At 72.1% G+C, this 15,081-nt stretch carries 7 protein-coding genes; 3 read left to right on the forward strand and 4 right to left on the reverse strand.

All coding sequences use genetic code 11. The features are described from left to right. Positions 1–370 precede the first annotated feature (370 nt). The gene (locus OHA55_RS27885; RefSeq protein ID WP_266711466.1) at positions 371–1,438 is read left to right on the forward strand and encodes a helix-turn-helix domain-containing protein; all 1,068 of its coding nucleotides are present in this window, start codon (positions 371–373) and stop codon (positions 1,436–1,438) included. 172 nt (positions 1,439–1,610) lie between these two features. Further along, complete coding sequence (locus tag OHA55_RS27890) at positions 1,611–1,976, forward strand: response regulator transcription factor (protein ID WP_266711468.1); 366 nt, start codon at positions 1,611–1,613, stop codon at positions 1,974–1,976. A 67-nt stretch (positions 1,977–2,043) separates the two neighbouring features. Here OHA55_RS27890 and OHA55_RS27895 read toward each other — a convergent pair whose 3' ends face one another. From OHA55_RS27895 to OHA55_RS27910, 4 genes are all read right to left on the reverse strand, one after another. Continuing rightward, positions 2,044–2,703 carry a response regulator transcription factor gene (locus OHA55_RS27895; RefSeq protein ID WP_266711470.1) on the reverse strand — a complete coding sequence of 220 codons (660 nt, stop codon included), beginning with the start codon at positions 2,701–2,703 and terminating at the stop codon, positions 2,044–2,046. A gap of 162 nt (positions 2,704–2,865) precedes the next feature. Beyond that, positions 2,866–5,691 carry a helix-turn-helix transcriptional regulator gene (locus OHA55_RS27900; RefSeq protein ID WP_266711472.1) on the reverse strand — a complete coding sequence of 942 codons (2,826 nt, stop codon included), beginning with the start codon at positions 5,689–5,691 and terminating at the stop codon, positions 2,866–2,868. A 281-nt stretch (positions 5,692–5,972) separates the two neighbouring features. Continuing rightward, positions 5,973–7,415, reverse strand: a complete 1,443-nt coding sequence (locus tag OHA55_RS27905) for a CHASE3 domain-containing protein (protein WP_266711474.1) — start codon at positions 7,413–7,415, stop codon at positions 5,973–5,975. Positions 7,416–7,707: 292 nt separating this feature from the next. Beyond that, on the reverse strand, positions 7,708–9,966 hold the full coding sequence (locus OHA55_RS27910) for a helix-turn-helix domain-containing protein (RefSeq protein ID WP_266711476.1): 2,259 nt from the start codon (positions 9,964–9,966) through the stop codon (positions 7,708–7,710). Between the two features lie 691 nt (positions 9,967–10,657). Between OHA55_RS27910 and OHA55_RS27915 the strand changes: the two genes are divergently transcribed. Further along, on the forward strand, positions 10,658–14,833 hold the full coding sequence (locus OHA55_RS27915; RefSeq protein WP_266711478.1) for a carboxypeptidase regulatory-like domain-containing protein: 4,176 nt from the start codon (positions 10,658–10,660) through the stop codon (positions 14,831–14,833). Positions 14,834–15,081 lie beyond the last annotated feature (248 nt).

Here is a 15,081-nt window from a genome sequence, read left to right on the forward strand (position 1 = left end):
GGGCGGTGTCAGACACGGCCCAACACGTCGTGGACACCCCGCCGGCACACGGTCGCGCCCTGACAACGGCCACACCGTCGCGCCCGCGCCCGCGCCCGGGCCTCCGGAGCGAGGTGGTGGCGGGCCCCCTTGGCCGTGTCCGCCCCTCGGCCGTGTCCGCCCCCTTGCCGTCGGGCGGCCGTCGCCCCCGCCCGCGCGAGGGCGGCAGCGGTGCGGGGCGCATCCCCATGTACCTCGTACGCAGGGCAGATAGCACATTCGTGTGAGGTGCGGACCCCTTAGTACTTGGCAGGGTGGCGGAAGGCCCACAGGCCGAGAAAACGAGAACGTGGCGTCGGACGCGGCATCACCCGGAACGAGGAGAGAGCTGATGGAAGCCCTCTGCACCACTGAAGCGGTGCCCATCCACCAGAGACCGGCCTACTGGCAGGATGCCGTGTCGCGCATGTTCCCCTCGGTGGACGTCGACGTCCCCCACGGTGAGTGCCGGGGGACACTCAGACTTTCCCAGCTCGGTCCGGTGCGGGCCATCACCGTTCAGGGCGAGGCCATGCGCATACACCGGTCGGCCCGGTCGGCCGCCGCGGACCTCGACGACTCCCTGATCGTGGTGACACCGACCGAGGGGACCGTCCTCGTCGACCAAGGCGACGGAGGCACCCGGGTGAGTCCCGGAGCGACCGCCTTCTGCGACCTGACTCGCCCGCTGAGCATGGACTTCTCCCCCGCCCACCAGGCGAAGTGCCTCGTCGTGCCGCGATGGCTCCTGAGCCTGCGGGACGACGAACTACGGCGGCTGACGGCAACACCCGTCCGTCCGGACAGTCGTTCGGGCTCCCTGTTGTCGCTGCTGCTGACGCAACTGGTGAACACGGCACCGACCCTGCCCCCGGGCACCGGTGAGACGCTGGTGCGCAACGTCGTCGACCTCATCTGCGTCCTGGCGGGCGAGCAACTGCACCGGACGGCCGACGACAGGCCCGAGGCCGCGCAGCACCTGACGCGCCGGATCCAGGAGTACATCGACCGGCACCTCGGGGATCCGGACCTGACCCCCGGATCCATCGCTCGGGTCCACAACATCTCCGTCCGGTACCTGCACAAGCTCTTCGAGCATGAGGGCATCACGGTGAGCCGGTGGGTCCAGCGCCGTCGTCTCCACGAGTGCCGCTGCGAACTGGCCAGCCGCACAGCATCCGGCCGGACCGTTTCCGCGGTGGCCCGCCGATGGGGGTTCACCAGCGCCGCCCACTTCAGCCGTGCGTTCCGGACGACCTACGACATCTCCCCGGCCGAGTGGCGGCGTCTGGCCCGTCAGAAGACCGGGGCGCCGGCATCGCCCGGTAGGGCCGGGGAGCACGAGGCCGCCCCCGGGCCGCTGTCGAGAAGCGCGGACCTTCGCCCCGCCGGGTACGGCACCGGTGCCGAGGCGGCCTGATCTCCGGCCGTCTCCCGCCACCCGGCCCGTGTCGCCGAGCGGTCCTTCCCGAGGCCGCCCCGGCATTCCGGGCGATCGCCGCGACTCCCTTGCGAAGGCGCCCGAGCGGTGGTCCGAAAACTGTAGGGATCACCCCATGTCCGGTCGCCCCGGCGTTGTGCAAGATGAAATCATGGGCATCAATATCGTGGTCGTCGACGACGATCCCGGGTTCCGGCGCATCGCCACCACACTGCTGATGTCACGGGGCCTGCGGGTCGTGGCGGTATCCGCCGACGGCGCCTCCGCCCTGGCCACGGTGCGGGCACATCGCCCCCACGGTCTGCTGCTCGACCTGCACCTGCCCGACATGGACGGTCTCACTGTGGCCCGGCAGCTGGCCGAGGAGAACGACGGGCCCCTGGTGGTGCTCACCTCCACCGACAAGCTGCGTATGTCGCGGGAGGAGCTGGTGCGTGCGGGCATCGTGTCCTTCGTCACCAAGGACAAGCTGTTCGACGCCGATCTGCGGGGTCTGTTCACCCCGTCCGCGCCCTGACGTCCGTCCAGGGCAGCGGCCTCGCCCCGCCCGCCGCGACGCCGTCCGTCCCGCTGCCGGCCGTCGCCTACTGCCCGAGGTAGCGCAGCACGGCCAGCACCCGACGGTGCTGCCCGGACGCCCCTTGACCCAGCCCCAGCTTCAGGAAGATGCCGGTCACGTGCCGCTCCACGGCCGCGACGCCCACGAAGAGCTGCTTCGATATCCCCGTGTTGGAGTGGCCTTCGGCCATCAGGGCCAGGACCTGCCGCTCCTTCGGAGTGAGCGCGGCCAGCGGGTCCTGCGGACGCTTGCGACCCAGGAGCGCCGAGATGACGTCCGGGTCGAGTGCCGACTCCCGGGCCACGACCCGCTCGACGGCGTCGATGATGATCCGAGGGCTGGCCACCTTCTCCTTCAGGAGGTAGCCCACGCCGCTCGGGTCGTCCCCGACCAGGTCGAGCGCGTAGGAGGCGTCGAGGAACTGGGACAGGACGATGACGGCGGTCTCCGGTCGCGCGGCGCGGATCTTCCGGACGGCCACCAAGCCGTCCGCTTCCAGATCCGGCGGCATCCGGATGTCGGTGATCACCACGTCGGGGAGGTGCTTCTGGGCGACGTGCACGAGGTCCACCGCGTTGTCGACGGCCGCGACCACGTCGATGCCCGCCATGCGCAGGATGGCCGCGATGCCTTCGCGCATGATCGGCTGGTCTTCTCCCAGCACCGCCCGCAATGGTTGGTTCATGAACGAATCCTAAGGCCCGCACCCGGCGGGCTTCGTCCCGTCAGGGTGCTCGGGCAGTCGGCACGTACGCGTGCCACTTCGGCCAAAAGCCCTGGTGGCGCGGGTACGAGCAGGTGCGGCCGCCTGCCGGCCACATGCGTTGAACCCGTCTCCCTCCGGGCGTCACGCGGAAGCGTCCTCGCCCTCGACCTCCCGCGCGTACAGGCCGGCCAACCGGGCCCGGGAGTGCACGCCCAGCTTCTCGAAGGCATGGCGCAGATGCGTGTTCACGGTGTGCGGGGACACGAACAGCCGCTGGGCGGCCTCGCGGTTGGTGGCACCGCGCGCGACCAGTCGTACGACGCTCAGTTCGGATTTCGTCAGCCCGCGCCACTTCGTGTCCACGGAGTCGGGCGCCGGAGTACGCGGGGCGGGCAGCGGCCGGGCACCCGGCCCGTGGACCCTGGTGCGCACCCGTCGCCCGTCGCGCTCGGCGCCGCAGGCGTCGTAGAGACGGAGCGCCTCATCGAGGTGCGGTCGAGCGGTACGGCCGCCGGCCGCGGCGCACTCCCCGGCGTCTTCCAGGGCGCGGGCCCGCAGCAGGGGCCGGGCCTCGCCGTGGAGCTCCGCCGCCTCGACGAGCAGGCCGGCATCCCGGGCGAACAGGCCCCGCGCGTGCACGGCGGCGGCCGCGAAGAGCGGCAGACCGGGATTGAGCCGGGCTCGTTCCTCGGCGAAACCCACCGCCCAGGCGGCCACCGCGCGTTGCCCGGCGGCGAGTGCCGCCTCCGCCAGCAGGACCACGTCTCCCGCGTCCCAGCAGGTGGTGTGGAGGAACCCGCGGCGCAGATGGGCGGCAGCGTCGCGAAGCTGACCGGGCGTCAGAGGCGCGGACCGGTGTCCGGCGAGCAGCAGCGTGATCCACGCCCCCGCCTGCCGTGACGGCGCGGCGTCGCCCGCGGCGAAGCCGTCCGCGAGGGCCGCGCACGATTCGAGTTCCGCGTCGTCGCCGGTGTGGAGGGCGATCCGGGCCCGGGTGATCGCCAGTACCGCCCCGCTCGCCGTCGCGGAGCCGAGAAACTGCGTCCCGGACCCGGCCGCCACCAGTTCCCGTGCCGCCTCCGACGGTCGGCCCGCGTCCAGCAGGAGTCGCGCCCGTGCGGTCCGCCACAGGGCCAGATGCGCCGGACGGCCCCCTGCCTCCGAGTCCGCCAGACCGTTCTCCACCAGCTCCGCGGCGGCCCGGCCCGCACCGGCCAGTCCCAGGAGCGCGGCCCGCCAGGACATCGACAGGACCACTTCGGGCAGAGCGGGTCCGTGCGCGGGGTCCAGCTCCGCGACCTTCCGCGGCACCGATTCGCTGCGCCCGAGCGCTTCCTCCCACCGCCGGTGCCGCCCGGCGCTCATCGACCGCAGAGTTCGTCGCGTGAGATCGCCCAGCGGGTGCGCCCCCCGGACACGCGCCAGGGATTCGTCCACCGCTCCACCGGTCTCGCCCGCCAGCAGGCGGTGCAGCAGGGCAGTCGACAGGAGCTGGTCCTTCAGTGGCTCAGGTACGTCGTGGTGGTGCAGGGCCCTGCGCACGTGGGCCTCGCCGTGGGGCACCGGGAGGTGGCTGCCCGCCCGCACCAGGTCGAGGCACACCCGCGCGTGAGTGACCGGGTCGGGCGGGGTCCGCAGCACGTCCCGCGCCAGCGCGAGGGCCCGGTCGGCGTCGCCGGTCTCCCACAGCAGTGGTACCAGCCGAGCCGCCAGCCGCATCCTGCGCGGCAGCGCGGTGGCGCTCAGGTCCATCGCGCTGCGCAAGTGCGCCGCGGCAACGGCCGGCGCGTGGGGTGCCATCTCCCCGGCCGCGGTCTGGAGAACCCTGATCGCCTGCTCGTCACCGACCTCGGCGGCCTCAGCGATCTCGGCCGCCAGCGCCGTGGCAGGTGTGCCGTCCGCGAGCCGCAGGCCGACCGAGCGCCGGCGTACGGAGAGCCGTACGGGCACGGGCAGCGTGGCGTTCACGGCCTCGCGCACCGAAGGAAGCGCGAAGGTGAGGAGTTCCCGGTCCGCCCGCATGACCTCTGCCGCCAGTACCTCCCGCAAGGGGCGGAGCAGGGCGGCTTCGTCGCGACCCAACATCCGGCACAGGTGCCCGACACCGACACCGGCACCGTTGTCGAGCGCGGAGGCGACCAGCACGAGGTCCTTCGCGGCAGGCGTCAACTGCTCCAGCCTGCGGGTGACGACAGCGCTCGCCACCCGGTCCCCTCCGGTGCGGACACCCCGGTCCCCACCGGCCTCCGCGATGAGCAGGGTGCACAAGTGGCGGACGGCACCCGGCAGACCGCCGACGAGCGGCAGGTACGGCTTCGCCTGCTCGGCCTTCGCCCCCAGAAGGTCACGGACCAGCAGATGTACGGCTTCGGAAGGCAGGGGGGTGAGTTCGAGGGACGCCGCTCGCTCGGTGAGCAGATCGCGGCGGAGCGACGTGACGGCCGGCACGTCATGGTGGGACCGCGCGGCGAGCAGCCACAACAGTGGCAGGCCGGCGAGCCGTGCCGTGAGCGTCCGCACGGCGAGCAGGGTCAGGGCGTCGCAGTGCTGCACGTCGTCGAGGACGACGACCACCGGCTGGACCCGACAGAGGTCCCGCAGACGGTCCTCGACCTGCCGCAACGACCGGCACGGCTCGCCGGACCCGCCGATCCGGGCGGCGGCCGCCGGTGCGAGGGCCTCCAGCAGCGGGGCCAGCGGAGGCAACCCGCCTCCCGCGACGCCCGTTCCGGCCAGCACCAGTGCTCCGGCCAGGGCCGCCTCCTCGGCGGCGAGCGCCAGTAGGTGGGATTTCCCGGCGTCGGCGGAGCCCTCGATCCACTGCACCCCGCCCTCATGGCGGTGCGCGAGCCGCAGCACCAGCCCGCGGAGCTGGGCCCACCCGGGGCGGTGCGGGCGCGCGGACGTCAGGGGTGTCCGGCCCGCGGCGCCGTTCGTCGCCGGAGGGAGGTCGGTCGCCCGGATCATGGCGGCCTCCAGTGGTACGTGAGCCGCGCGGCACCGAACGCTGTGGGGCGCGGGCCGTGCCGCGTCGGCGGGGAGCGGCCTGCGGCCCTCGTGGTTCGTCATCGGCCCCGTCACAGGTGTGGTGTTCTCGGTCATGACACAGGATGTGTCAGCACCGCGGCCGGTGGCTGTCAAGGGCACCTGAGGTGCACCGGGGGGCGTGCCTCACGGACACCGTGGGGATAACCCCACGTTCGCGCGTACTCCGGTCCGGCCCGACGAGGAGCCGGGGAACAGCGGGGTCAGTCCGGAATCGGGATCCGGATCCGGATCGTGCTGCCGCCGCCGGGCGGGGAGTCGATGGCCAGCTTCCCGTCGAAGGCCGCCACCCGGTCCGCGAGCCCGGTCATCCCGCTGCCGGCGGTGGCCATGTCCATGCCGCCGATCCCGTCGTCGGAGACTCTGATGCGCAGCATGTCACCGAACTCGACGCGTACGTCTATCCGGGACGCCTGCGCGTGCTTGACCGCGTTGGTCACCGCCTCGGCCACCACGAAGTACGCGTTCGACTCGACGGTCGTGGAGATCCTGCGCTCGTCGCTGCTCTCGACGACCACGGGCACCGGGCACCGCGCCGCCAGGTCCTGCACCGCCGCGACCAGCCCCTTCACCGTGAGTACGAGGGGGTAGATACCCGACGCGAGTTCCCTCAGCTCGTTGATCGCCGTCTGGGCGTTGTCGATCGACTGGTCCAGCAGGTCGGCCGCGGACGTCTCCGTGTCGGGAATCAGCTCCCGCGCGAGCCGCAGCCCGATCATCAGGCTCACCAGGCGCTGCTGCGCTCCGTCGTGCAGGTCCCGGGCGGTGCGACGGTGTACGGCCTCGGTGTTCTCCATGATGCGGCGGCGGCTGTCCTGGAGAGAGGCGGCCATGTGATTGAAGGAGGTGCCCAGCGTCCCGATCTCCGCCACCTTGCTGGGGGCGACGCGCACACTCAGGTCGCCACCCGCCAGTTCCCGTGCGGCTGCCGCCGCCCCGCGCACCGGCCGTACCACCGCGCGGTGCTGGAGCGCCGTGAAGGCGCCCACGAGCACGGTCGACGCCGCGAGCCCCAGGGCGGCGGCGAGCACCGCCTGATGGCCATTGGCCTCGGCGGCGTCCTCGCGCTCGGCCAACTGAGCGCGCTCGTCCTTCTGGTAGCGATCGAATTGTGCCCGCAGCACATCGACGCTGGCCTTGCCCTCGGACGTCTCCTTCAGATCGGCGGCCGCGGAGTCGCCTCGCCGGATCATCTCGACCAGAGGTATCGAGTAGTCGTCGAGGAAGGACTGCACCCCCCGCGCGATCCGCTCGGCGGCACGCCGCTGCTCGGGGGAGGTGGTGCAGGTGGTGAACCGCCGTGTTTCCGCCGGCAGCGCGTCGCGCGCGGCGACCCACGGCGAGAGGAAGTCCTCGTGCCCGGTGATGAGGTACCCGCGCTGCCCCGTCTCCAGGTCGACGAGCAGTTGTTCCATGTCACCGGCCTCGACGAGAGCGGTCCGGGAGGCACGCCTGGCCGCAGTGGCGCTGTTCGAGTCGGAGATGGCCCACAGCAGGACGGTGAAGCCGACACCGATCAGCAAGGCGAGCAGGCCGCTCGTCGCGATGGTGACGCTCGTCAGTCCCAGGGGCCGGCCCCGGTGTTTCCGCCACGCGTTCATGGTCCGCCCGCCGATGGAGGTTGTTGAGACCTCCAGAGTGTGCAACGCGGCTACGGTCGAGCGAAAACATGTCCGAATACTGTGCCGACAGAGTTGTATTCCTGGTGATGAACCGTGCTTTGTCGGCGCATGTCGTTTTCTGTGGCAGGCCAAGGCCAAGGCCAAGGCCAAGGCCAAGGCCAAGGCCAAGGCCAAGGCCAAGGCCAAGGCCAAGGCCAAGGCCAAGGCCAAGGCCAAGGCCAAGGCCAAGGCCAAGGCCAAGGCCAAGGCCAAGGCCAAGGGGGAGGCGCGGGCGGAGTCCAAGGCCAAGGCGGAACGTGGTGCTGGTGGGCGGCGCTCAGTGGACGTCGAGCTCGGCGAGGCGTTCCCGGGCCGTGGCGGTGTGCTGGGGATTGGCCACCGACCCGAGGGCGAGGCATCGGGAGAAGGCGTCCCTGGCCTCGTCGCGGTGCCCCGCGGCCAGCAGGGCGTTGCCGAGGTGGACCAGAGCGCGGCTCTCCAGCCCCGGAAGGCCGCTGGCCCGGCAGAGATCCACGGCGGTCCGCAGGTGGCTGACCGCCTCGGACCAGTTCGCCAGACCGCTGTGGGCCTGGCCGATGGACGCCTGCAGGTTCGCGCGGACGAAGTCGGCGCTGTGGGGTTCGACGAGGTCGCCGGAGTGCTCCAGGAAGGCGAGCGTGCGTATGTGCTCCGTGATGGATTCCTCGAACCGACCTGCTTCCAGGAGGGTCTGGGCGTAGCTGCTCATGGCGTGCAGGGTGCCGTGCAGGTCGCCTGCGGCCTCGAAGAGCTCTGCTGCCTCGCGATTGTGACCCGCCGCGTCGTCGTGGTCGCCGAGCAGGCTGAAAGCCCAGGCCGTGTAGCTGTGGGCCCAGCCCTGCTGGGGAAGATCCTCGGCGCGCCTGGCGGCTTCCAGGGCCCGGGCGGAGCGGCCGAGGCTGTCCTGGTGGCGGCCTTCGCACACCAGCAGGGCCCAGGCGTGGTAGTTGAGGTGGGTGGCTTCGAGGAGGGGGTCGCCGAGGGCCTGGGCGGAGCGGGCGGCGGTGCCGAAGACCTCGGGCCAGTGCCCCCAGAAGATCCATTGGTCGGAGAACCAGTGCAGGCTTTCGGCGACTTCGACGACGGTGGTGTGGTCGCCCGCGGAGGCGGCCGCACGCAGGGCGGCGAGCCAGTTGGTGCCTTCGGCCTGGAGCCAGTGGCGGGCGCGTTCGGCATCGGACAGGTCGACGATGCCCTGCCAGCTCGGGGACGGGGCGCCATGGTCGGGTTCGTACCAGCGGCCCGCCACGACGGCGGTCTCCAGCAGCCAGCGGCGCAGTGCCGACCGGGCCGCCTCGGCCTCGGGGGCGGGTTCCTCGGCCTGCAGCAGACCGCGGGCGAACAGGCGCAGCAGGTCGTGGAGGCGGTAGCGGTCCTGGTCCGTGCCCAGCAGCCCGGTCTCGACCAGCTCGTCGAGGATGTCCTCGGTGTCGAACAACGGCAGCCCGGTCAGCTGGGCGGCGCAGGCCGCACCGGCATCAGGGCCCTCGACCAGCGCGAGGAGCCGGAACAGGCGGGCGGCGGTCGGGGTGAGCTGGCGGTAGGACAGATCGAAGGCCGCCGAGATACGGAGGTCACCGGCGGTCAGGGTGTCCAGGCGGCGTTCTTCGACGGCGAGGCGGTCGGCGAGGCGGCGTACGGTCCAGCCGGTGCGGGTGGCCAGCCAGTTGGCCGCCACACGCAGCGCCAACGGCAGGTGCCCGCAACGGCGGGCGACCTCGGCCAGTGCGACCGGATCGGCGTCGGCGCGCTCCCGCCCCACCACGGAGGCCAGGAAGACGTCGGCTTCGGCGGGAGAGAGCTCGCCGATGGGCAGACGGTGGACATCGTCCAGACCGGTCAGCATCCTTCGGCTGGTGACCACCACCATCCCCGCGCCGGCGCTCGGCAGGAGCGGGCGGGCCTGGTCCTCGTCGCGGGCGTTGTCCAGCACCAGAAGGCACCGGTGCTCGGCCAGCACCTGCCGGTACAGCTCCGGGTGACCCTGCGGGCCCGCCTTGGACAGGTCCCGGTCGGACACCCCCAGCGCCTTGAGCACGCGAAGCATCAGCTTGGCCGGATCGGGCGGGCAGTCGTCCATGCCGCGCAGCTCCACCACCAGTTGCCCGTCGGGAAAGCGGTCGGCCAGCTCGCGGGCGGCGTGCAGCGCCAGGGTGGTCTTGCCCGATCCCGGCGGCCCGGACACCGCCACGACCACCGGCAGCCCGGTCGGTGTCCGCTCCGCCAGTTCCGTCAGCCGTGCCAGCTCCGCCTCCCGGCCGACGAAGTCGTCGATGCCGCGGGGGAAGGCGCGCAGCCCCGCCGGACCGGAACGGGGGATCTGCCCGGAGCGGGCGGCGGCCAGCAGCCGTTCCCGGTGTTCCTCACCCAGTCCGAGCCCGTTGGCGAGTGCGGCGACCGTTCCCCGCTGGGGAGTCGCCCGCCGGCCCCGCTCCAGATCCCCGATTCCGCGGACGCTCACCCCTGACGCCTCGGCCAGTGCCTCGATCGTCAGCGACGCCTCCAACCGGAACTGCCGCAGCAGTGCCCCGAACTTCACATCACCCGCGTCGGCCATCGACGGCTCATCCCGCTTTCTCGCACAGCCTGCACCCCGAACCCCACCGACATCATGCCCGAGCAGGGTCGGGCACCCGCGGGGAGGAGGACGTCAAGCGGCTGACCTGCGGATACGGCCAAGCGCTACGGCCCGCGGGAACGCTCCCGGAAGCCTGCCCGGACGAGGGTGCCGTGGGCGGCACAGGCGTCACGCAGCGGACCGGGGAGCACGAAGCCGTGGATCGTGCGAGACCCGTGTTCGCCCGCGCCGACAGCCGACCGGAGGACCGCGCGTGGCCCCGGGCACGGACTCAGGCAGAAATCCGGAGCGGAGATCACGGAACCGGACAAGTACGTCCGCACGGTGCGTCGCTGGAACAGCACGGTGCACGGTGAGGCAAGAAGGGGCCGGTCAAAGGGGCTATCTTCGTCGATGCGGCCTCGGGCCGCCGAACCGCGCCCCGGCGGTTCGTAGCAGCACCCCCGTCCGACCTCGGTCCGCGGTGGCCCGACGCGCCGCCGCTCCACCCGCCCCGCTCCGCACCCCCCAGGGGGCCCTCCGTCCGGATCACGCCGGGCTCGCGCCACACGTCGTACCGGCGTTTCGCCCTGAGTCCGTCCGCGACACAACATGCTGGAAACACGTGCCCGCCGTCGACCGCAAGGCTGGGCACGACTGCCCCGGCGCGCCACATCACAGGAGTCACGCGTTGCGAATACCGAGGCCGTTCAGACCGGGTGCACTGCGCATACCCGTACGGCTGGCCGTCGTCGTCTCCTCCGCGATGGCGGTGGTGGGTGCGGGTCTGCCCCTCGCCGCAGCTGCGGGAGCGGAGCCGGCCGCCACGTCGACACCGCGGAGCAAGCCCTCCGTCGCGCAGATGTGCGACGCGCCCCAGCCCGGCAGGGTCGGCTGCTTCGCGATGAGACGCACCGACCTCGGCGTCGGACGAGGCGATGTGGCGGCCACCGCGACGCCCGGTGGCTATGGCCCCGCGGATCTGTGGAGTGCGTACAACCTGCCGGGCGACGGGGGCGAGGGCCGGACCGTGGCCATCGTGGTCGCCTACGACGACCCGGCGGCCGAATCCGACCTGGCCGTCTACCGTGCCCAGTACGGTCTGCCCGAATGCACCACCGCCCATGGCTGCTTCCGCAAGATCGACCAGCGGGGCGGCTCGGACTATCCGCCCCCTGACTCGGGTTGGGCCGGTGAGGCGTCGCTCGACATGGACATGGTCTCCGCGGCCGCGCCCGGTGCCCACATCCTGCTGGTCGAAGCCGACAGCGACCGTGTCGAGGACATCTTCGCCGCGGTCGACCAGGCCGTCGCCCAAGGAGCCCAGTACGTCTCCAACTCCTACGGGAGCGCGTACGACCCCACGCCCGGCAGCGGCGAGGACCCCGCCGAGACCACCGACTTCGACGCCCACTACAACCACCCCGGCGTCGCGATGGTCGCGGCCTCGGGAGACCTCGGCTACGGCGTCGCGTACCCGGCGGCCTCGCAGTACGTGACCGCCGTCGGCGGTACCGCGCTCAAGAGGGACACCGGCGCCGCCCGCGGCTGGTCCGAGTCGGTGTGGCACAACGGCTACGGCGGCACCGGTTCGGGCTGCTCGGCCTACGAACCCAAGCCCGCCTTCCAGAGCGACACCGGATGTGACACGCGGTCCGTGACGGACGTCTCCGCGGTCGCCGACCCGCTCACCGGTGTGGCGGTCTACCAGACCTACGGCAGCGACGGCTGGGGGGTGATGGGCGGCACCAGCGCCTCGTCCCCGATCATCGCCGGCGTCTACGCGGCCGCCGACGCACCCGCCGCCGACGACTACCCCAACGCCTACCCGTACCTCACACCCTCCGGCCTCAACGACGTGACCAGCGGCGCGAACGGCAACTGCGCCACCAGCTACCTCTGCACCGCAGGGACCGGCTACGACGGTCCGACCGGGCTCGGAACCCCCGACGGCCTGACGTCCTTCCGCAGTTACCCGCACGGCACGGTGAGTGGCACGGTCACCGACACCTCCGGGGCTCCGCTGCCCAGGGCCGTGATCACGGCAGGCGACCTCCGGGCCGTCACGGACGCCGACGGCCACTACTCCCTCGCGCTGCCGTCCGGCAGCTACGACCTGACCGCCGCCGCCTACGGTTACGCGGGCAGAACGACCGCGGCGGTGGTCGTCACCGACGGCGGCTCGGTCACGGAGAACTTCGCGCTGGCGCCGGTGCCCCGTCAGACCGTGACCGGCAAGGTCACCGACAGCGGCCACGGCTGGCCGTTGTACGCGACGGTCACCGTCGACGGCATGCCCGGCGCGCCGGTCTCCACCGACCCCTACACCGGCACCTACCAGCTCCGGATTCCCGAGGACCGGGCCTACACCCTGAAGGTCGCCGCCCGGTACCCCGGCTACCGGACAGTGACCGAGGACGTGACTGTCACAACCTCGCCCCGCACCGTGAACTTCGCCGTCCCGGTGGATGTGGAAGCGGCCACCGCCGCGGGTTACGAGCTCCGGTTCACCGGTCCCACCGAGCCGTTCGACTCCACCACCGCCGCGCGTATGCACTGGAACGTCGTCGAAGCCGCCGGCTCCGTGGGCGGCTGGGAGTTCGCGGACCCCGGAAACCGCGGCAATCACACCGGTGGCGACGGAGCCTTCGCCGTGGTCGACAGCGACGCGGCCGGCTGGGGCAACCACCAGGACAGCTCGATGCTCAGCCCGGTCCACGACTTCAGCGGCTACACCAGACCCCAGATCTCGTTCGACACCGACTACCGCGGGTACTCCGGGCAGACCGCCGCCGTGGACGTCACCACCGACGGCGGCGACACCTGGACCACCCTGTGGACGCGGACCGTCAACTGGACCGGTCACGTGGAGATCCCGCTCACCGACTACGCCGGCGCCTCCTCGGTGCGGGTGAGGTTCCACTTCACCGGCAGCTGGGGATACTGGTGGGCCCTCGACAACGTCTTCGTCGGCGACCGGGCCTATGCCCCGGTGGCCGGCGGCCTGCTGGCGGGTACCGTCACCGACGCCAACACCGGTGACGGAGTCGTCGGAGCCACCGTCACCGACGCCCCAGCGCGGTCCGCCACGACCGTCGCCACCCCGGACGACCCGGACCTCGGCGACGGCTTCTACTGGCTGTTCTCCGACACCGTAGGCAACCACTCCCTCACGGCGGCCAAGAGCAGATACGCCTCCGCCACCAGGACCGTGCGGTCGGCGCCGGACCGCACCACCGAGGCCGGCCTCGCTCTCGACGCCGGACGGCTCACCATCACCCCGGCAGCCGTCGACGAATCGCTGGACTGGGGCGGCACCGGCACCCGGAAGCTGACCGTGAAGAACACCGGCGGGGCACCCGCCACCCTCTCCCTCCACGAGTATCCGGGCACCTCGCGTACAGGGGCCGCCCCGAGCGCTCAGGGCGCTCCGCTCCAGGTGGTGCCGGGTGACTACGCACCGTTGCGGGAGCAGCTCGACAAGTCCGGTACCGGGAGCACGCGTTCGGCGGTGGCACCCGCGGTCGGTGGCGATGCCTGGAAGCCGGTGGCCGACCTGCCCACGGCAGTCTCGGACAACGCGGTCGCCGTGGACGGCGGAAAGCTCTACTCCGCCTACGGCTACACCGGCAGCGACTACACCTCCGATCTGTACGCCTACGACGCCGACTCTGGCGCCTGGTCGCAACGGGCCTCGGCGGCCGAGGCCCGTTCAAAGGCCGCCATGGGCAGCATCGACGGCAAGCTCTACGCCGTCGGCGGCTGGCGCACCGACGGCTCGGTCGACGCCCGGCTGGAGATCTACGACCCGTCGTCCGACAGCTGGACCACCGGCGCCTCCTCGCCCAAGCCCTCCGCGGCCTCGGGCAACGCGGTCCTGGACGGCGAGCTGTACGTCATCGGCGGCTGCTCCGAGACGGGGTGCGGCACCACCGACGTGGACGCCTACGACCCGTCCACCGACAGTTGGTCGGAGAGGGCTCCGTACCCCGAGCCCGTCTCCTGGAGCGCGTGCGGCTCGATCGCGGGCCTGCTCTACTGCGCCGGCGGTACGGCTGACACACCCACGAAGCACGCCTACGCCTACGACCCCTCGTCCAACAGCTGGTCGCCGATCGCCGATCTGCCGACCACCCTCTGGGGTTCGGCCCACACCGCCGCGAACGGACAACTGCTCACCGTCGGCGGCAGGGTGCCCGACGGCATCACCAACCAGAGTTTCGCCTACGACCCGCAAGCCAACACCTGGAGCGTGCTGCCGAACGTCTCCGCCGCGGTCTACCGCGGCGGCGGAGCCCCCGGCTTCTACAGCGTGGGCGGCGTGCGCACCAGCCTTCTCGGGGCCCAGCCGGTCGCCACGGCCGAGGTGCTGCCCGGGTACGACCAGGTCGTCGAGGATGTGACCTGGCTCGACGTCGACAGGAGTCGGGTGACTCTCGCGCCCGGCGCCAGTGCCGTCGTGGCCGTCTCCCTGGATTCCACGGTCGACGAGATCACCCGGCCGGGCGTGTACACCGCGAATCTGGGCGTGGGCAGCGACACGCCGTACCGGGTCTCCGCGATCCCGGTGACCATGCACGTCGACCCGCCGAAGAACTGGGGCGCGTACACCGGCACGATCCTCGGCTCCGACGGCACGGGCGGCACCGTACCGCTCGCCGGGGCCACCGTCCGGATCGACGGCCGGGCGTCGAGCCACACCCTGACGGCCGCGGCGGACGGCACCTTCGCCCTGTGGACGGATGCCCGAGGCGCCCCGCTCACCGTGACCGTGTCCAGGGACGGCTACCAATCGGCCGTCGCCGAGGTGAAGCTCCAGAAGGGAAGGACGACCACCGGCAACTTCACCCTGCGGAAAGCCCCGTGACGCCGGCCCGCGGCAGCCGGCGAGGGGTGTTCCGGTTACCACGGCGGCCGGGGTGTGCCGTCGAATGCCGTCGAAGGCAGCCGAAGCGCCGTCGAAGCGCCGTCGAAGTGCCGTCGAAGTGCCGTCGTTCGGCCGGAGGGCGGGCCGGTCGGCTTCTCGTCACGATGCCGGCGCGGAGCCGAGGACGCCCCGAACCGGGGCACGACGAGCGCCGGTTCCCACATGACGCGGGAACCGGCGCTGCTTTT

Origin of the sequence: Streptomyces sp. NBC_00102 (assembly GCF_026343115.1) — a bacterium.
Lineage (GTDB): Bacteria > Actinomycetota > Actinomycetes > Streptomycetales > Streptomycetaceae > Streptomyces.